The organism is Phytobacter sp. (assembly GCF_059074235.1).
Window position 1 is genome coordinate 410,468 of sequence record NZ_JCACPZ010000008.1, and the last position, 19,235, is coordinate 429,702.

17 protein-coding genes and 1 pseudogene are annotated in these 19,235 nt (G+C 54.5%); 14 read left to right on the forward strand and 4 right to left on the reverse strand.

Annotated elements, in window-relative coordinates; all coding sequences use genetic code 11:
• Nucleotides 1-19: 19 nt before the first annotated feature.
• From ypfJ to dapA, 4 genes are all read right to left on the reverse strand, one after another.
• Entirely contained in the window at nucleotides 20-883 is an 864-nt protein-coding gene (ypfJ, locus tag AC5JPW_RS19760; protein ID WP_494243886.1) for a KPN_02809 family neutral zinc metallopeptidase, read from the reverse strand.
• A 125-nt stretch (nucleotides 884-1,008) separates the two neighbouring features.
• Nucleotides 1,009-1,722 carry a phosphoribosylaminoimidazolesuccinocarboxamide synthase gene (purC, locus tag AC5JPW_RS19765; protein WP_458046252.1) on the reverse strand — a complete coding sequence of 238 codons (714 nt, stop codon included), beginning with the start codon at nucleotides 1,720-1,722 and terminating at the stop codon, nucleotides 1,009-1,011.
• A 107-nt stretch (nucleotides 1,723-1,829) separates the two neighbouring features.
• Entirely contained in the window at nucleotides 1,830-2,864 is a 1,035-nt protein-coding gene (gene bamC, locus AC5JPW_RS19770; protein ID WP_494242808.1) for an outer membrane protein assembly factor BamC, read from the reverse strand.
• A gap of 16 nt (nucleotides 2,865-2,880) precedes the next feature.
• A complete protein-coding gene (gene dapA, locus AC5JPW_RS19775; protein WP_494242809.1) occupies nucleotides 2,881-3,759 on the reverse strand; it encodes a 4-hydroxy-tetrahydrodipicolinate synthase in 879 nt (292 codons plus the stop codon).
• Nucleotides 3,760-3,905: 146 nt separating this feature from the next.
• Here dapA and AC5JPW_RS19780 point away from each other — a divergent pair, with 146 nt between their 5' ends.
• The 14 genes and pseudogenes from AC5JPW_RS19780 to focA all read left to right on the forward strand — a co-directional run bounded on the left by AC5JPW_RS19780 (nucleotide 3,906) and on the right by focA (nucleotide 19,192).
• A complete protein-coding gene (locus AC5JPW_RS19780) occupies nucleotides 3,906-4,478 on the forward strand; it encodes a glycine cleavage system transcriptional repressor (protein WP_494242810.1) in 573 nt (190 codons plus the stop codon).
• Nucleotides 4,478-4,948, forward strand: a complete 471-nt coding sequence (gene bcp, locus AC5JPW_RS19785) for a thioredoxin-dependent thiol peroxidase (RefSeq protein ID WP_494242811.1) — start codon at nucleotides 4,478-4,480, stop codon at nucleotides 4,946-4,948. Before AC5JPW_RS19780 ends, bcp begins: the two co-directional genes overlap by 1 nt.
• A 279-nt stretch (nucleotides 4,949-5,227) precedes the next feature.
• Nucleotides 5,228-5,848, forward strand: coding sequence for a 4Fe-4S dicluster domain-containing protein (locus tag AC5JPW_RS19790; RefSeq protein ID WP_494242812.1), 621 nt, complete (start codon nucleotides 5,228-5,230; stop codon nucleotides 5,846-5,848).
• Nucleotides 5,848-7,869: a hydrogenase 4 subunit B gene (gene hyfB / locus AC5JPW_RS19795; protein WP_494242813.1), complete on the forward strand. Its 2,022-nt coding sequence runs from the start codon at nucleotides 5,848-5,850 to the stop codon at nucleotides 7,867-7,869. The genes AC5JPW_RS19790 and hyfB overlap by 1 nt, the downstream gene beginning before the upstream one ends.
• Nucleotides 7,870-7,882: 13 nt before the next feature.
• The gene (locus AC5JPW_RS19800; protein WP_494242814.1) at nucleotides 7,883-8,830 is read left to right on the forward strand and encodes a respiratory chain complex I subunit 1 family protein; all 948 of its coding nucleotides are present in this window, start codon (nucleotides 7,883-7,885) and stop codon (nucleotides 8,828-8,830) included.
• Nucleotides 8,831-8,846: 16 nt separating this feature from the next.
• On the forward strand, nucleotides 8,847-10,286 hold the full coding sequence (locus tag AC5JPW_RS19805; protein WP_494242815.1) for a hydrogenase 4 subunit D: 1,440 nt from the start codon (nucleotides 8,847-8,849) through the stop codon (nucleotides 10,284-10,286).
• Nucleotides 10,287-10,297: 11 nt separating this feature from the next.
• The gene (hyfE, locus tag AC5JPW_RS19810; RefSeq protein ID WP_494242816.1) at nucleotides 10,298-10,948 is read left to right on the forward strand and encodes a hydrogenase 4 membrane subunit; all 651 of its coding nucleotides are present in this window, start codon (nucleotides 10,298-10,300) and stop codon (nucleotides 10,946-10,948) included.
• A 4-nt stretch (nucleotides 10,949-10,952) separates the two neighbouring features.
• Nucleotides 10,953-12,542, forward strand: coding sequence for a hydrogenase 4 subunit F (locus AC5JPW_RS19815; RefSeq protein ID WP_494242817.1), 1,590 nt, complete (start codon nucleotides 10,953-10,955; stop codon nucleotides 12,540-12,542).
• Nucleotides 12,539-14,266, forward strand: a complete 1,728-nt coding sequence (locus AC5JPW_RS19820; RefSeq protein WP_494242818.1) for a hydrogenase large subunit — start codon at nucleotides 12,539-12,541, stop codon at nucleotides 14,264-14,266. Before AC5JPW_RS19815 ends, AC5JPW_RS19820 begins: the two co-directional genes overlap by 4 nt.
• A 10-nt stretch (nucleotides 14,267-14,276) precedes the next feature.
• A complete protein-coding gene (hyfH, locus tag AC5JPW_RS19825; RefSeq protein ID WP_494242819.1) occupies nucleotides 14,277-14,825 on the forward strand; it encodes a hydrogenase 4 subunit H in 549 nt (182 codons plus the stop codon).
• Nucleotides 14,822-15,598, forward strand: a complete 777-nt coding sequence (locus AC5JPW_RS19830) for an NADH-quinone oxidoreductase subunit B family protein (protein ID WP_494242820.1) — start codon at nucleotides 14,822-14,824, stop codon at nucleotides 15,596-15,598. The genes hyfH and AC5JPW_RS19830 overlap by 4 nt, the downstream gene beginning before the upstream one ends.
• Entirely contained in the window at nucleotides 15,591-16,001 is a 411-nt protein-coding gene (locus AC5JPW_RS19835) for a formate hydrogenlyase maturation HycH family protein (RefSeq protein WP_494242821.1), read from the forward strand. The genes AC5JPW_RS19830 and AC5JPW_RS19835 overlap by 8 nt, the downstream gene beginning before the upstream one ends.
• Before the next feature lie 215 nt (nucleotides 16,002-16,216).
• A pseudogene (locus AC5JPW_RS19840) lies at nucleotides 16,217-18,178 on the forward strand (sigma 54-interacting transcriptional regulator); the annotation flags it as partial.
• 156 nt (nucleotides 18,179-18,334) lie between these two features.
• Nucleotides 18,335-19,192, forward strand: coding sequence for a formate transporter FocA (focA, locus tag AC5JPW_RS19845; protein ID WP_494242822.1), 858 nt, complete (start codon nucleotides 18,335-18,337; stop codon nucleotides 19,190-19,192).
• Nucleotides 19,193-19,235: the final 43 nt, after the last annotated feature.

The window sequence follows — 19,235 nt, forward strand, 5'->3', positions numbered from 1 at the left end:
CGCTCTTCCCTGCAATGAATTAAAGCGAACGCCCAAAGGTATCACACTGCACTGGATCGCCTGTTTCCATGCCCCGTTTAAACCAGCTGTAGCGCTGCGCGGAAGTACCGTGCGTGAAGGAATCCGGGATAACCTGGCCCTGACTTCGCTGCTGCAAGCGATCGTCGCCAATGGCCTGCGCGGCATTCAGCGCTTCTTCCAGATCGCCCGCCTCCAGCACGCCTTGCTGCTGCATGCTATGGCCCCAAACGCCAGCGTAGCAGTCGGCCTGCAACTCCATTCTCACCGAGAGTGCATTACTTTGTACCTGGCTTGCTCCTTGCTGGAGCTGGCGCACTTTGGCTTCGGTGCCAAGCAATTTTTGCACGTGGTGACCCACCTCGTGGGCAATCACATACCCCTGCGCAAAATCACCATCGGCACCTAATTTATGTTTCATTTCATCGTAGAAAGAGAGGTCAATATAGACCTTGCTGTCAGCCGGGCAGTAAAACGGCCCCATAATGGATTGCCCGGTGCCGCAGCCTGTCGTAATTCGGTTACGATACATGACCAGCTTTGGCTGCTGGTAGTGACGTCCCATTTTTTCGAAGATTTGTCCCCAGGTGTCTTCCGTAGTGGCAAAAATGACGCTGGTGAATTTTGCCGACTCATCTTCCTGCGGACTGATAGAGCGCTGTTGCGAAGACGATGTAGGGGGCTGGCCGGTGATAAACCCAGTCAGATCGACGCCGTAATAACTGGCGACGATAACGATAACCAGCAGGATAATTCCGCCTTTGCCAGCAGGCAGACGAAAACCGGGGCCACGAATAACACGTCCGCCGGATTCATCGCGCCGGTCTTCAATATTGTTGCTTTCTCGACGCCCTTGCCAGCGCATAAACACCTCAACTTCCCGGATAATAAGAGTGATCGTAGGCGGTTGCGGGGAGGATTACCATAAGAAAAAAGATGCAGAAAACCAGAGGATGCAGGCACCCTCTGGTCAGTCGTGCTCAGGCGGGATTAGTCGAGCTTCACGCCCAGACGATGGGCAACGGCTTCATAGGCTTCAATAAGGCCACCCAGGCTCTGACGGAAACGGTCTTTATCCATTTTGTCCAGGGTCTCTTTGTCCCACAGACGACTGCCGTCCGGAGAGAATTCATCGCCCAGCACTACTTCGCCTTTGAACAGACCAAACTCCAGTTTGAAGTCAACGAGGATGAGCCCGGCATCATCAAAGAGTTTTTTCAGTACGTCGTTCGCTTTGAAAGTCAGTTCCTGCATACGCGCCAGGTTCTCTTTGCTCACCCAGCCGAAGGTTTCGCAGTAAGACTCGTTCACCATCGGGTCGTGCATGGCGTCGTTTTTGAGGAACAGGTCGAACAACGGCGGATTCAGTTCGATGCCTTCTTCAATGCCCAGACGTTTAACCAGCGAACCTGCAGCACGGTTACGCACGACACACTCAACCGGGACCATATCCAGTTTTTTGACCAGACATTCGGTATCGGACAGCAGTGCTTCCATCTGGGTTGGGATACCCGCTTCTGCCAGTTTGCTCATAATGAAATGGTTGAACTTGTTGTTCACCATGCCTTTACGGTCAAACTGCTCAATGCGCGCGCCATCCCCTGCTGACGTATCATTGCGGAATTCGAGCACCAACAGGTCCGGGTTTTCCGTGCTGTATACGGTCTTCGCTTTGCCACGATACAACTCAGCTTGCTTTTGCATCTTTGTCACTCCAGGTGTGATGATTTAACTAAAAAAGCTATTTTACCCCGACGCACACGTTTGCGTCGATGAAATAAAAAAAGGCCGGAGGTTTCCGGCCCTTAGATTTACTTGTTGAAAGCGGCTTCGAATGCGGCCACAAGGGCATCATTCTGCGACTGCGTCAACGTATGTCCTTTCGGATCGATAAACTGGAGGCTACTGCGGTTGTCGAGATCGCCGACCTGCAGTTTGTAGTCACCAGAAACCAGTCCAGGATCGCGTGCACCCAGATCGCGCCATGCGCTGTCAGACAATGGCTTATAGGTCACTGCCATGCTGCCTGTAGAACGCGTGCTGTCGGTCACTTTCATGCCCACTTTTTCAAGCGTTGCAGGCAGACGTTGCCAAACCACGTTGAACGGGCCACGAACCACCAGCATCGGCAGACCGGTATCATCGGCTGCACTCTGCACGTCCAGCGATGTTACGCTGCGGTTTTCAGCGGCATTCTGGGCAGCGGTTGCTGTTTTATCAAGGCCATCAGAAATCACGTTCAGCATTTCAGTGCTGTAGCGCTGAAGTGATGCAGCATCGGCAACCGGTTTACCCGCTTGCTCCAGGTTGACCAGCTTAACGGTGACCGTCTGCTGATAGCCCTGCGGTTTAACCGAGATTTGATAACGACCACGGTACTGCTGATCTTCGTCAAGACGATTCCACTCAACCCAGTCGGTGGACAAGGTCTGACTGGCATCATCACGCTTGGCAATCGCAAAGTTTTTCGCCTGGACAACGCTAACCACTTGCGACCACAGGTTGGTGTTGCGACCGTTTTCGACCATCAGCGTTGCGGTGTCACCCGTAAATTGCGTACGAGCACCCGTTACCAGCGCCAGCGGCTGGGCCGGTGGGCGAATATCGAGTTCTTTACCGACAGCACCGCCGCCTTGAGTGACAGGAATATTGTAATCGCCGCGTTGCACCGGCAGGATCATGCCCGCAGGCGCATGAAGTTCCGCAAGCGGTGTAGCATCCAGATAGGATTCGTCACCGCTAACCTGACGCTTGTAGCGTGAATCGGAACTACAGGCCGCGAGTAACATCACAAGTGAAACACCCGCAACCTTCGCCAGGCGCGACTTCTGTACTGAGTAAGCCATCAAATCTCCCTAAACTTTACAGCAATCCAGCATGCTTAAGCGCAGAACGAACCACTTCACGACCGTTATCGGTGATCGGTGTCATCGGCAGGCGCAGCGTGTCGGTTGCCACAAGCCCCAACTCCATACATGCCCATTTCACTGGGATTGGATTGGGTTCGACAAATAGTTTGTTGTGTAATGGCATCAGACGCTTGTTAATCACGCGAGCTTCAGCAAAATGCCCTTCCGCTGCCAGTCTGCACATATCGGCCATATCACGCGCCGCCACGTTCGTGGTGACGGAGATCACGCCATTACCGCCAAGTTGCATAAAGTCCATTGCGGTTGCATCGTCGCCGCTGAGCAGGATGAAGTCATCTGAAACCAGCTCTTTGATCTGATGAACGCGACTTAAGTTCCCGGTGGCTTCTTTAATACCGATAATATTTTTAATTTTCGCCAGACGCCCCACTGTTTCAGGCAGGAGATCACAGCCTGTACGCGAGGGCACATTATACAGAATTTGTGGCAGATCGGTGTGTTCAGCGATGGCTTTGAAATGCTGGAACAGCCCTTCTTGCGTCGGACGGTTGTAGTAAGGGGTAACACTCAGACAGCCAACAACACCGCTGTCGTTAAAACGTTGGGTCAGACTGATGGCCTCGGCGGTGGCATTCGCACCTGTCCCGGCGATAACCGGAATACGTCCGTCCGCCAGCTCCAGCGTCATCAACACCACTTCGCCGTGTTCTTCATGGCTGAGTGTGGCGGATTCACCCGTCGTTCCTACAGAAACAATCGCCGATGTTCCATTGGCGACATGGTAATCAATCAGTTTTTTAAGGCTTGGCCGACAGACTTTACCGTTATCATCCATTGGCGTGACAAGCGCGACTATACTTCCCGTGAACATGGGCCATCCTCTGTGCAAACAAGAATCTCAATGGTACGTGTGGTCCCGCAAGAAAAGCAAGCGACCTGAGGGGCTTCCAGCGGTTGTATGCCGGTTTTTTTTATGCTTTCCTTATGATTATCTCAGGTTTGACAGGAAGCACCGGTTTGACAGCCTCATCACAACATTTTCTGGTTATCACTGCGCTGGGTGCCGACAGGCCAGGTATCGTTAATACCATTACCCGCCACGTCAGTAGCTGTGGCTGCAATATTGAAGACAGCCGCCTGGCGATGCTGGGGGATGAATTCACCTTCATCATGTTACTTTCCGGCTCATGGAACGCCATCACGCTGATTGAATCGACACTGCCGCTTAAAGGCGCGGAACTGGATTTGCTGATTGTGATGAAGCGTACTGTTGCCCGACCGCGGCCGGCGATGCCCGCCACGGTATGGGTACAAGTGGATGTTCCGGACTCCCCTCATCTGATCGAGCGCTTTACCGCGCTGTTCGACGCGCACCAGATGAACATTGCAGAACTGGTTTCACGAACACAACCCAGCTCTCACGAGACGGCTGCACAGTTGTTTATTCAGATAACCGCGCACAGTCCCGCATCACAAGATGCATCAAATATTGAGCAGGCATTTAAAGCCCTATGTACAGAATTGAATGCACAGGGCAGTATAAATGTCGTCAACTATTCACAGCATGATGAACAGGATGGAGTTAAGTAATGAATCCACTGAAAGCCGGTGATATTGCACCGAAATTTAGCTTGCCGGATCAAGACGGAGAACAAGTAAATTTGGCCGACTTCCAGGGACAGCGTGTTCTGGTCTATTTCTACCCGAAAGCGATGACCCCAGGCTGTACCGTGCAGGCATGCGGCCTTCGCGATAACATGGATGAGTTAAAGAAAATCGGTGTCGATGTTCTCGGCATCAGTACCGATAAGTCGGAAAAACTGTCCCGTTTCGCCGAAAAAGAGCTGCTGAACTTTACGCTGCTTTCCGATGAGGATCACCAGACATGCGAGCAGTTTGGTGTCTGGGGCGAAAAATCCTTTATGGGCAAAACCTATGATGGAATTCATCGCACCAGTTTCCTGATTGATGCGGACGGTAAAGTTGAGCATGTCTTTGATGATTTCAAAACCAGTAATCACCATGACGTCGTGCTTAACTGGCTGAAAGAAAACGCCTGATATTTTTCGCGTATCGAGACTGTCTTCAATGACGGCCCCCTCGTGGGCCGTCATTACTTTTGTGCTCACCCAACTTATTTTTGTGACAAGTATCACATTTAAGCCACCCTATCGACACTAGTGCCGACATCCGCTTTTACTCCCCCCCTCTGACCATCACTTTTGTTCTCAGCGCGCCCGCTAAAAACCCAACACACTGAAAATTAACAACTTTACACATTGGCACACCTTATGCTTAAGGAGGCTCAACGTATTTTGCTTTCTTCTCAAGGAGCCGACATGAACCGCTTTGTGATTGCAGATCCCGAGTGGTGTATAGGATGCAATACCTGCCTTGCCGCGTGTTCGGATGTACATAAAACGCAGGGACTACAGCATCACCCCCGTTTAACGCTGGTGAAAACAGAGACCAAAACCGCCCCGGTAATGTGCCGACACTGTGATGATGCCCCGTGTAAACAGGTCTGCCCGGTCAACGCCATCAATTTTCAGGGCGATGCCGTCTACCTTAACGAAACGCTGTGTATCGGCTGCAAACTTTGCGGTCTGGTTTGCCCGTTTGGGGCCATCACCCCATCAGGCAGCCGCCCTTTAAACATCCCCTCTCGCTACGAACACTTCGTCCCTGAAGCACAGCTCAGGGATGTACCCGGTAGCCCGCAAACCGTGCATCCATTTCTACGCTGGAACGCGGGCGTGCAGACCATCGCCGTCAAATGTGACCTCTGCCATTTCCTCCCGGAAGGCCCGGCCTGTATCAGAGCCTGTCCAACTCATGCACTGCATCTGGTTGCCGAAGACACACTCAGCAAACAACTGGCAGCACGAAGATTGCTGGCTGCCCGGAACACGACAGAGATGACTTTCGATTCCTCTTCAACTACGCCGGAGCAACGCTAATGGATGCCCTGCAATTATTGATGTGGTCAATATTGTTGTACGTTGCCGGTGGCATCCTTTCTCTGCTACTGGCTCGTCAGGAAGCGCTGGCCATAAAAGTCTCCGGTATCTCGGCGATGGCCGGTGGGCTATCTGGCCTTGCCAGCGCCCTGACCGCCCTCTCAGGCGGAAAAACATTACTATGGCAAGCGACGGGGCCTTTCCCCTTTGCTCATTTCATCGTGCGGATGGACAGCCTCGCAGCCTTTATGGTGCTGGTGATTTCGCTGTTGGTGTCAGTGTGTGGTCTGTACTCACTCTCTTATGTGCGCGAATACATCGGCAAAGGTGTCGGCGCGATGGGATTCTTTATGAATCTGTTTATCGCCTCGATGGTCGGGTTGGTGGTGATGGACAATGCCTTCTGGTTCATCGTGCTGTTCGAGATGATGTCACTGGCCTCCTGGTTTCTGGTTATCACCGACCAGGATGACGAATCTATCCACGCGGGACTGCTTTACTTCTTTATCGCCCACGCCGGTTCCGTGCTGATCATGGTGGCCTTCTTCCTGATGTGGCGGCAGAGCGGCAGCCTGGATTTTGCCAGCTTCCGCGAGCTGTCGTTATCGCCCGGTACTGCCTCCGCCGTGTTCCTGCTGGCATTTTTTGGCTTCGGGGCGAAAGCGGGGATGCTCCCACTGCACAGTTGGCTGCCGCGTGCACACCCGGCTGCACCGTCACACGCATCAGCACTCATGTCCGGGGTGATGGTCAAAATCGGTATTTTTGGGATCATCAAAGTCGGCATCGATCTTCTCGGTCACAGTGGCATTCCTTTATGGTGGGGCGTGGTGGTGCTGGCCTTTGGCGCGGTGTCGTCAGTGCTGGGAGTACTCTACGCACTGGCGGAGCACGATATTAAGCGTCTGCTGGCCTGGCACACGGTCGAGAACATCGGCATCATTTTGATGGGCGTAGGAACCGGCATGGCGGGCATTGCGCTCCATCATCCGCTGATTGCCGCCATCGGTCTGCTTGGTGCGCTCTTTCACCTGCTTAACCACGCGCTGTTCAAAGGTCTGCTGTTCCTTGGCGCCGGGGCAATCATTTTCCGTTTACATACCCGCGATATGGAAAAAATGGGGGCGCTGGCAAAACGGATGCCCTGGACCGCAGGGGCATTTCTGATTGGTTGTCTGGCCATTTCCGCCATGCCGCCACTCAATGGCTTTATCAGTGAATGGTACACCTATCAGTCGCTGTTCTCCCTCACCCGGGTAGACGCCATTATCCCGCGGCTTGCCGGCCCAATTGCCATTGTGATGCTTGCCATCACAGGAGCTCTTGCTGCGATGTGCTTCGTCAAAGTGTATGGCGTGAGTTTCTGTGGTAATGCCCGCAGTGAAAAAGCGGAGCATGTCCGTGAAGTTCCCTGGCCGATGGTCATTGCCATGTGTCTGCTGGCGTTGTGCTGCGTGCTGGCGGGCGTGGGCGCAAGCGTGGTGGCGCCTCACCTGCTGCTCATTGCGCAGTCCCTCACCACACCAGACACGCTGAGCGTCGTCCAGGGCACCACACTGATGCCGGGCGATGCCCATCAGGCTGTGCTGACGCCGTCGGTGGTCTTCTTGCTGTTGATTGCTCTGCCACTCCTTCCTGGCCTCTTTTGGTACGTCAATCGTCAGACGCGCGGCCAGTTCCGCCGCACCGGTGACGCATGGGCCTGCGGTTACACATGGGAAAAAGGCATGGCACCGTCTGCTGGCAGTTTCACCCAACCACTACGTGTGATGTTCGGCCCGCTTTATCGCATGCGTAAGCAACTGGATCCCGCCGTGCCGCTCAATCGTAGCCTGAGCGGGGTTACGTTCGCCGCCACACGGACAGAACCATTCTGGGACGACAAAATCATCCTGCCGCTGGTCAGTCTCACCAAACGCATTGCCCGCACGGTGCAGTACCTGCAGAGCGGCGATTTCCGTCTTTATTGCCTGTATGTGATCGCCGCACTGGTGATCCTGCTGCTGACTATTGCCGTCTGAGGAGGGAGAGAACATGTTAGAACCAACCCCTGACTGGTCGATGGCGCTGTTTGCCCTCTTCCAGGCGGCGTTCCTGCTGGTGCTCGCACCACTGTTTACCGGTATTTCGCGCCAGATTCGCGCCAGAATGCACTCGCGGCGTGGACCAGGAATTTTGCAGGACTACCGCGATTTGCAAAAACTGCTTAAACGCCAGGAAGTGGCTCCCGCCTCTTCCGGCATGATGTTCCGCGTCATGCCCTGGGTGCTGCTGAGCAGCATGCTGGTAGTCGCCATGACCTTACCGCTGTTTCTTCGCACCTCCCCGTTTGCCGGGGCAGGCGACCTTATCACTCTGATTTACCTGTTCGCGCTGTTCCGCTTTTTCTTCGCCCTCTCAGGGCTGGATACCGGCAGTCCCTTTGCAGGCATTGGCTCCAGCCGTGAACTGACGCTGGGGATTCTGGTTGAGCCGATGCTGATCCTCTCGCTGCTGGTGCTCGCCCTGTTAGCTGGCTCCACCAACGTGGGGGCCATCAGCACTACGCTGGCAGCGGGCTGGATTTCTCCGGTTGCCACGCTGCTCGCCATGCTGGCCTGCGGGTTCGCGTGCTTTATTGAGATGGGAAAAATCCCTTTCGACGTGGCCGAAGCAGAGCAGGAACTCCAGGAAGGTCCGCTCACGGAATACTCTGGCGCAGGCCTTGCGCTGGTGAAATGGGGGATCGGGCTTAAACAAGTGGTCATGGCCTCGCTGTTTCTCGCCCTGTTCTTCCCGTTCGGCAATGCCGGCACGCTGACGGCAGGCGCAATGATCCTGGCGCTGGTCATCACACTCATCAAATTGTTGGCGGTGTTTGTGTTGGCATCGGTGGTGGAAAACTCACTGGCGCGTGGTCGGTTCCTGCTGACACACCACCTTACCTGGCTCGGCTTCAGTCTCGCCGCGCTGTCGTATGTTCTTTGGTTAACCGGTCTGTAAGGAGCGCGGAATAACTATGGAAACTCTTACCCTGACGGTCCTGTTGCTGCCTTTTATCGGCGCACTGATTGTCTCCCTGGCCCCCCGGCAGACCGCGCCCATGCTTGCCACGGTGATTGCCCTGCTGGCAACAATTGCCACGGTCGCTCTTGCAGCGGGCTTTCACGCCGCAGGTAGCGAAGCCGTCGACATCCCGATGCTGAGCATTGGGCAAGTCGCCCTGTTTGGCATGACAGTAGACCGGATAAGCACTCTGATCCTGTTTGTGGTGGTGTTCCTGGGTCTGTTAGTCGCCCTCTACTCTACGGGGTATCTGACCCGTGGCAACCGAGAGCACCCGCACGACGGCAGTAATCGCTACTACGCCTTCCTGCTGATTTTTATCGGTGCGATGTCCGGTCTGGTGCTTTCATCCACATTACTGGGTCAGTTGCTGTTCTTCGAAATTACCGGCGGTTGCTCATGGGCTTTAATCAGCTACTACCAGTCTGAGAAATCTCAGCGCTCGGCCATGAAGGCTCTGCTCATCACTCATGTCGGTTCGTTGGGGCTTTATCTGGCAGCAGCAACGCTGTTCCTGCAAACCGGTACCTTCGCGCTGAGCGCGATGAACCAGTTAAACGGCAGTGCGGCGTTAATCGTTTACGGTGGCATCCTGTTTGCCGCCTGGGGTAAATCGGCGCAGTTACCGTTACAAGCCTGGCTGCCGGATGCGATGGAAGCCCCCACGCCGGTCAGTGCGTACTTACATGCCGCGTCGATGGTGAAAGTAGGCGTCTACATCTTTGCCCGTGCCATTTCAGAAGGCGGGGAAATCCCACACATTATTGGTTGGGTGGGCGTCACTATGGCGACCCTGACGCTGGTGTATGGCTTTTTAATGTACTTGCCACAGAAAGACATGAAACGACTGCTGGCATGGTCAACCATCTCGCAGCTGGCATGGATTTTCCTCGCGCTGTCACTCTCCATCTTCGGCTCGAAAATGGCCTTCAACGCGGGGATTGTTTACATCTTCAACCATGCCTTCGCCAAAAGTCTGTTCTTCCTGGTTGCGGGCGCACTCAGTTACAGCTGCGGCACACGTATGCTCCCACGCCTGCGTGGGGTGATGCGTACCCTGCCACTGGCAGGCATCGGTTTTTGTGTTGCCGCTCTGGCCATTACCGGTGTGCCGCCGTTCAGCGGTTTTTTTAGCAAGTTCCCACTGTTTGCCGCCGGCTTTGCCCTCTCCGACCACTATCCGATTTTTCTCGTCGTGATGATTTTAGCCCTGGTGGAATCCGTCGCCAGTTTTGGCTGGTTCATTTACTGGTTCGGACGGGTGGTGCCGGGTGAGCCCAGTGAAGAGGTGGCGCAGGCTGCACCACTGCCCTGGGCAATGCAGGTTGTACTGGTGATTCTGGTGGCAATGTCGCTCTGCTCGAGCGTGATTGCCGCAGCGTGGATGGGATAAGGGAGTCGAAGATGACTGGAACACTGCTCGTTAACAATCTGGCGGGGCTAATGATGTTTACCTCGTTGTTGGTCACCTGCGCCAGACGCTACACCGTCTCCTGCTGGTTGTACGCGCTGCAATCGCTGGTGCTGGTATCGATATTTTTCACCCTGTCAGAGCTGCTCGATGCAGAGCAACTGCGCATGTGGTCCATCAGCGCATTCTTCACCAAAGTGCTGCTGGTGCCGCTCATCATGGGCTACGCCTTTCGCAAAATGGCACCAGCCGGTCAGGGGGAGCGATTGTTTGGCCCGGCGACTCTGGTGCTGATGGCCGCCGGGATCGTACTGCTTTGCTGGTTTGTGGTGCGCCCGGTGCAATTGCCAATGGTGGCACAACTTAAGCCAGCGCTCGCCGTTGCCCTCGGCCACTTCCTGCTTGGGCTGCTGTGCATCATCAGCCAGCGCAATATTCTGCGTCAGGTGTTTGGCTACTGCCTGATGGAAAACGGCTCGCATCTCGTGCTGGCACTGCTGGCCTGGCGTGCCCCGGAGCTGGTGGAAATAGGTATCGCCACCGATGCCATCTTCGCGGTGATTGTCATGACACTGCTGGCGAGAAAAATCTGGCGTACCCACGGCACGCTGGATGTTAACAACCTCACGGCGCTGAAAGGATAACAACATGAGTCACGCATTAATGTTCACCTTGCTACTGCTGACGCCGCTGGTGATTTCGATCCTCTGCTTTGCCTGCCGCCTGCGGGGCGATGCCGCGCGGGGGCTCGTCACCGCCGTACATACGATAGGTATCGCGGTGCTGATGATCGTTGCATTGTGGACAGTGGCAGAAGCGGTCAAAGAAGGGGAGATTTTCGGCGCGCACCGCTGGCTACACATCGATAGCCTGAGTGGTCTGTTCCTCTCCCTGCTCGGTATTATTGGTTTTCTTACCGGCCTTTACTCGATTGGCTACATGCGACACGAAGTGGACCACGGCGAAATCACCGTGGGTACGTTGTGCAACTACTACGGTTTTTTCCACCTGTTCCTGTTCACCATGCTGTTAGTCGTCACCAGCAATAACCTGATTGTGATGTGGGCAGCTATTGAGGCCACCACCCTCAGTTCCGCTTTCCTGGTGGGGATTTACGGTCAACGCTCGTCGCTGGAAGCGGCATGGAAATACATCATCATCTGTACCGTGGGCGTGGCCTTCGGCCTCTTCGGCACCGTACTGGTATACGCCAACGCCGCCAGTTTTATGGTAGAGCCAGACCATGCCATCTTCTGGACCGAGGTACTTAAAGAGAGCAGCAGGCTTGACCCAACGTTGATGGTACTGGCCTTTGTCTTCGTGTTGATTGGCTTTGGCACCAAAACCGGCCTGTTCCCGATGCACGCCTGGTTGCCGGATGCCCACAGTGAAGCCCCGAGCCCGGTGAGCGCTCTGCTTTCGGCGGTTCTGCTGAACTGCGCCCTGCTGGTGCTGATTCGCTACTACATCATTATTTGCCACGCTATCGGCAACAGCTTCCCCAATATGCTGCTAATGATCTTTGGCCTGCTCTCCGTGGCAGTTGCAGCGTTTTTTATCCTCGTCCAGCAGGATATGAAACGCCTGCTGGCGTACTCCAGCGTAGAAAACATGGGACTGGTGGCCGTGGCGCTCGGTATCGGTGGCCCACTGGGCATCCTGGCCGCTCTGCTGCATACCCTGAACCATAGTCTCGCCAAAACGCTGCTGTTCTGCGGCTCTGGCAATGTGCTGTTGAAATACGGCACCCGCAATCTGGATGTGGTCTGCGGCATGCTCAAAGTGATGCCCTTTACCGCCGTGCTGCTCGGCGGCGGAGCACTGGCGCTGGGTGGAATGCCCCCGTTCAACATCTTCCTGAGCGAATTTATGACCGTCACCGCAGGTCTTGCTGCAGATCATTTAACCGTGACCATTGTGCTGCTGTTACTGCTGACTATTGTCCTCGGTGGTCTGGTGCGCATGGTCGCTAAAGCGCTGTTTGCCGCCCCACCACAAGAAGTGGCGGCTGGAGAACTTGGCTGGCTTACCACCCTGCCTATGGTGATATTGCTGGCGATGATGCTGGTCATGGGTACCCATATTCCACAACCGGTCAGCAAAATGCTGGCAAATGCCTCCGCCATTGTGATGTCCGGTAACGATGAACAATCAACACAATTTAGCTGGCTGTGGGCGTCCTTCGACACCACCGCCACAACGGCTACGCCCACGCGGGTTCAGGGAGAGTTAAAGTGAGTTATTTAGAGAGTGTCAATCTCGATGCCCCTCGTGGCGGTGCCTACCTTGCGGCGTTAAATGCGCAGTTCCCTGGGGCGATTCTTGAAGAAGAGCGACAAACCTTTGAGCAAACCACTATCACGGTGAAACTCAATCTGCTGCCGGACATCGTGCATTATCTCTACTACCAGCACGATGGTTGGTTGCCTGTACTGTTTGGTAACGATGAACGTACCCTGAACGGCCATTATGCGGTCTATTACGCACTCTCAATGGAGGGTGCAGAAAAATGCTGGATCGTGGTGAAAGCGCTGGTGGATGCCACGACCCGTGAATTCCCTTCCGTGACACCGAAAGTCCCCGCTGCCGTTTGGGGCGAACGTGAAATTCGCGATATGTACGGGTTGATCCCGGTAGGTTTGCCGGATCAGCGTCGTCTGGTATTGCCGGACGACTGGCCAGACGATTTGCATCCGCTGCGCAAAGATACCATGGATTATCGCACGCGACCGGAACCCACCACCGACACCGAGAACTACTCGTTTATCAACGAAGGGGGGAACTCTGCACGCATCGTGCCGATTGGCCCGTTGCACATTACCTCTGATGAGCCCGGCCACTTCCGCCTGTTTGTCGACGGCGAACGCATTGTGGATGCCGACTACCGCCTGTTTTACGTGCATCGTGGCATGGAGAAGCTGGCGGAAACCCGCATGGGCTACAACGAAGTCACCTTCCTGTCAGACCGCGTCTGCGGGATATGTGGCTTCGCCCACAGCGTGGCCTACACCACCTCAGTGGAAAATGCGCTGGGTATTGTGGTGCCGCAACGCGCCCATACCATCCGTTCCGTGCTGCTTGAAGTTGAACGTCTGCACAGCCACTTATTGAATATCGGGCTCTCCAGCCACTTCGTCGGTTTCGATACCGGCTTTATGCAGTTTTTCCGTATCCGTGAAAAATCAATGACCATGGCGGAACTGCTCACCGGCTCACGCAAAACCTACGGTCTGAATCTGATCGGCGGCATTCGTCGCGACGTGCTCAAAGAGCAGCGCGTGAAGACAATTCAACTGGTGCGAGAGATGCGCGCTGAAGTCACGCAACTGGTGGATATGCTGCTCTCCACGCCGAACATTGCCCAGCGTACTCAAGGTGTTGGCGTGCTGGACAGGCAAATTGCCCGCGACTACAGCCCGGTTGGTCCTCTGATCCGTGGCAGTGGCTTTAACCGCGACATGCGCTTTGATCATCCCTATGCCGACTACGGCAACCTGCCCAAAACCCTGTTCAGCTGGCCGAATGGCGATGTTTTCTCCCGTGTGATGGTGCGCGTAAAAGAGGTCTTCGATTCTCTTTCAATGATCGAATACGCCCTGGATAACCTGCCAAACACGCCGCTGCTGACTGAAGGCTTTAACTATCAGCCACATAAATTTGCTCTCGGCTATGTGGAAGCGCCCCGCGGTGAGGATGTGCACTGGAGCATGCTCGGTGATAACCAGAAACTGTTCCGCTGGCGCTGCCGTGCCGCTACTTACGCCAACTGGCCGGTGCTGCGCTATATGCTGCGCGGCAACACTGTCTCAGATGCACCACTGATCATCGGTAGCCTTGACCCTTGCTACTCGTGCACTGACCGCGTGACCCTGGTGGATATCCGTAAACGTAAATCCACCACCGTGCCGTACAAAGAGATCGAACGCTACGGCATTGAACGTCGCAATTCGCCACTGAAATAAGGAAGATACGATGCTTAAATTGTTGAAGACCATTCTCAGGGCGGGCGATGTGACGGTGAAATACCCGTTTGCACCACTGGAGGTCTGCCCGGGATTTCGCGGCAGACCTGAGCTTGACCCGCAACAGTGTATTGCCTGCGGTGCCTGTACGACAGCCTGTCCGGCCAATGCCCTGACCATGGAAACCTTGCCTGCGGATAACGCGCGTGTCTGGCAACTTTTCATTGGCCGCTGCATTTACTGCGGCCGCTGTGAAGAGGTTTGCCCGACTCATGCTATTCGCCTGACTGAAGATTTCGAGCTGGCCGTCACCCGCAAAGACGATCTCTTTGTGCGTGCCACCTTCCGCTTACAGCACTGTTCAGAGTGCCACCAGCCCTTCGCCCCGGAGAAATCGGTCGCTTTGGCTGTTGAACTGCTGGCGCTAAACCAGGCAAAACCGGAACTGATTAAGACGTTGCGTGCACAGGCCGAGGTTTGTCCGGCCTGTAAACGTCGTGCTGCGCTGGAACATCGCGGCAGTACCAACGTTCATTACTATCTTAAGGAGCAAGCATGAGCGCGGATTCCTTGACGCTAACGCAGCACATCAGCCAGCCTATTTCGCTGGATGAGCAAGCGCAGCAAATGAAGCAGGTGTTACTGCGCGATATCAAACGTTCCGCCTACGTCTATCGCGTCGACTGCGGCGGCTGTAACGGCTGCGAGATAGAGATCTTCTCCGCCATTACGCCGCTGTTTGACGCCGAACGCTTTGGCATCAAGGTGGTCGCCTCGCCGCGCCACGCCGATATTCTGTTGTTTACAGGCGCGGTCACGCGTGCAATGCGCATGCCCGCGCTGCGTGCCTGGCATTCGGCCCCCGATCATAAAATCGCCATATCTTACGGTGCCTGCGGCGTCGGTGGTGGCATTTTCCACGATCTGTACTGCGTATGGGGCGGAAGTGACACCATTGTGCCTATTGATGTCTGGATTCCTGGCTGCCCACCCACGCCTGCCGCCACCATCCACGGTTTTGCGGTGGCGCTCGGGCTGCTGGAGCAGAAACTGCACGCTATCGACTATCAACAAGCGGAGAATGAAATCGCCACAGTACGTTGGCCCACGGTGCCGCTGGCACTGCGGGTACATATTGAACGCCTGGCGCGTCAGTTAGCCGGTTACCGCCAGGGACGGGAAATTGCCGATCGCTTCTTTGCCCTGCTGACGGAAGGCGAGCCGGAGCAACGAATCTCACGCCTTCACGGCTGGCTGCACCAGGCGGCAGATCCTCGTCTGACATCGATAGTGCAGCAGTTGATCGCAGAAATGGAGCGTCAACATGGCTGAGTTCGGCGGTAAGGTGATGTTCTGGACGCTACGACAGAAATTTGTTGATGACAGCGTCAATGTAGAAGAGAAGAGCCGCCAGGTGATGTACTACTCGCTGGCGATTGGTCACCACGTGGGCGTGATCGACTGCCTCAACGTGGTGCTCGAGTGCCCGCTCGACCAGTACGAAGCCTGGCTGGGGCTACTGGAAGGTGAAGCACAGCGTAAAATGCGCGGCTTATTGACCTTCGGGGAGATTGTGATTGATGCCAGCCACATTAACATTCTGGCCCCGGCCTTTGCCCATCTTGCCAGGGAAGCAGAGTCACCCTGGTGCGGCTGGAGTGAACAAATGCTCCAGCATTTACAAGATATTGCGCAGGAACCCGCGATTTATCTGATGGTCCGTTTGGTGAGGTAAACCATAAGCATCATCAATTCCTAATCAATTAGTATGACAATTAATGTATACGTGAAGCGGGTAACACTACAAAAAACAGGGTTATAGTAGGATAATACGTGGCCCCGCTTGCGTACCGATGAAGAAAAATCACGCTAACACAACGGTTAAGGAGGTCGCTCAATGCTGGCCTGTACTCGCTTTTGTCTGCTTTTGTGTGCAATTGATTCTGGAAGGATGCAGTACCCATGATTTTACAGCGCTTGCTGGAACAAAAAGACAAGGCGTCCGTGCTACGGGCGTTCATCCCCTTACCCCCGCCCTTCAGTCCCGTCCAGTTTGTCGAATTGTGTCTCGGCCATACCCGTTTTTATCGCTGTTTTGATGATGGTAGCGACGAATTCTGCACGGATGAATATGCAGGGCAGATTAGCGACAGTTCCGTTCATGTGATCCTGCTTGCGGGTGACACGATGGCTGAGCTACGTTTTGTGCGCACCGATGGCGGCACCTTCTGCGACAAAGACAATACGATGTTTGCGTGGCTTGCCCGACTCGCCACGCAGGGACTGGAAGGGGACATCACTCGGGAAGGGCTGGAAACTGCGATGGTGGCACTGCAACAGGAACGTGACCACGACCGGGTACTGGTGGATATCACCAATACCGTGCTCTCACATCTGGACATTGACGAACTGGTCGTCGACGTATCGCGAGAGATCCATCGCTTCTTTGGCGTGGATAACATCAGTATGGTATTGCGCGACGCCCTGCGGTCTCGCCAGTTGATCTGGCACTCGACCGACTTTACAGCGTCCCAGCCTGACAGTCAGCATCATCCATTACGCAGTGAAAGTGCGCTGCTTACGAGCGCACTGAATGAAAATCATGCCTCCTTGCTGCAAAAGAAAGATGATCCTCAGCAATGGCTGACCGACCCACTGCTTCAGTCGTTGGCGGCCCGGGGCATGGAAGCTGTCTTTATTCTGCCACTGGCCTTCAGCCATCAATCGACAGGTGTGCTGGTGTTATCACACACCGACATGACGCTGTTTAGTACGCAAAATTGTCGATTACTTCGCCAGATTGCCGACAGAATTGGCATTGCCGTCGATAATGCCGAGGCCTACCGGAAAGTCACCCATCTGAAAGAAAATCTCAAAAATGAGAACAGTAAACTCAACGAACAAATTCTTTCTAACCAGAGTTTTGGCGACATCATCTACCAAAGCGATGCAATGCGTGATGTGCTGCAACAAGTCGACATTGTCGCACTCAGCGACAGTACGGTCTTAATTCTCGGCGAGACAGGCACCGGTAAAGAGGTCATTGCGCGCGCCATTCACCAGCTAAGTCTGCGCAAAGATAAACCGCTGGTGAAAATTAACTGTGCAGCCATCCCCTCAAGTCTGCTGGAAAGCGAGCTCTTTGGTCACGATAAAGGGGCTTTCACCGGGGCGATAAATACCCATCGGGGACGCTTTGAGATGGCCGATGGCGGCACGCTGTTTCTGGATGAAATTGGCGATATGCCCATTGAACTGCAACCGAAGCTGCTCCGCGTGTTGCAGGAGAGAGAGATCGAGCGCATTGGCGGCACGCGGACTATCCCGGTTAACGTGCGCGTCATTGCCGCCACCAACCGCGATTTGAAACAGATGGTGATTGACCGTGAGTTCCGCAACGATCTCTTCTATCGCCTAAACGTCTTCCCGCTGGTTCTGCCGCCACTGCGTGACCGCCCGGATGACATTCCTCTGCTCGCACGTTACTTCACCAAAAAATTATCACGCCGCCTGAACCGCTCCGTCGACACCATCCCGACTGAAGCCATGCGTCAACTCATGCGCTACGAGTGGCCAGGCAACGTACGGGAGCTGGAAAACATCATTGAACGTGCGGTGCTGCTTTCAAGAGACAATACGCTGAGCCTGCACCTGAACGCTCAACCTACCAGCATGGTTCAGCCGGTTGCACACGACCCGTTCCCGTTCCCGCTGCCCAAAGTGGCGGAAATGATGCATACCGAACCACCTGAAAATGATGAAGAAGAACGTCAACGCATCATTCAGGTTCTGCGAGAAACCAATGGCATTGTTGCGGGTCCGCGCGGTGCTGCTTCCAAACTCGGCATGAAACGCACCACCCTGCTTTCACGTATGCAGCGCCTGGGTATTGCCGTGCGGGAAGTGCTCTAATCCTTTTATTTCTCCTGATGTTAACTGTGAGCCAATTAACGCTTTGCTGACCAGAAAATATCCGCATCTGGTACGCGCTATGCATATCACGGCGAGTGTCAATATTGTCCCCCTCTATCGGGTTCGCTTTATTCGCGTAGATATCAGGAGATATTCATGGATACCAGCAATGCTTTTGATCTGCGACTTCCCGCAGAAATGGCCAAAGTTGCCGAACAGGCAGGTTTATACAAAGTCAGCAAGAAGAAAGAGTTGTCCTTCTTTCTCGCCGTGACCGCTGGTGTATTTATTTCGATTGCCTTCGTTTTCTATATTACCGTGACCACCGGCCCGTCCCCGGCAACTGCACTCGCAAAACTGGCGGGGGGCATGTGCTTCTCGCTTGGACTGATTCTGGTGGTGGTATGTGGTGCCGACCTTTTTACCTCCACGGTGCTCACCGTGATGGCGAAAGCCAGTGGCCTGATAAGCTGGGGACAGCTTATCGTGAACTGGATTGTGGTCTATTTGGGCAATCTGGTCGGGGCACTGTTTTTTGTCGCCCTGATTTGGTTTGCCGGACAGCATATGAACGGTAATGGCCTGTGGGGGCTGAACGTATTACAAACCGCCGATCATAAAATGCACCACACCTTTATTGAGGCCGTTTGCCTCGGCACACTCTGTAATTTGATGGTCTGTCTGGCAGTGTGGATGAGTTATTCCGGCCATACGTTGACGGATAAAATTATGGCAATGCTGCTGCCCATCGGCATGTTTGTCGCCAGCGGTTTTGAACACAGCATCGCCAATATGTTTCTTATTCCTCTGGCTATTCTCATTCGTGATTTCGCCCCAGACAGTTTCTGGACGGCCGTGCACTCATCAGCCGATAACTTCCCGGCCTTAACCGTCGGCAATTTTATTACCGCAAATCTGATCCCGGTAACCATTGGCAATATTATCGGCGGCGGGTTACTCGTGGGCGTAACCTACTGGATTATCTATTTGCGTAATCAGAATAGCGGGCACTGAGCATGAATGGTCCCCTCGCCCCTTGGGAGAGGGGAACTGAAAA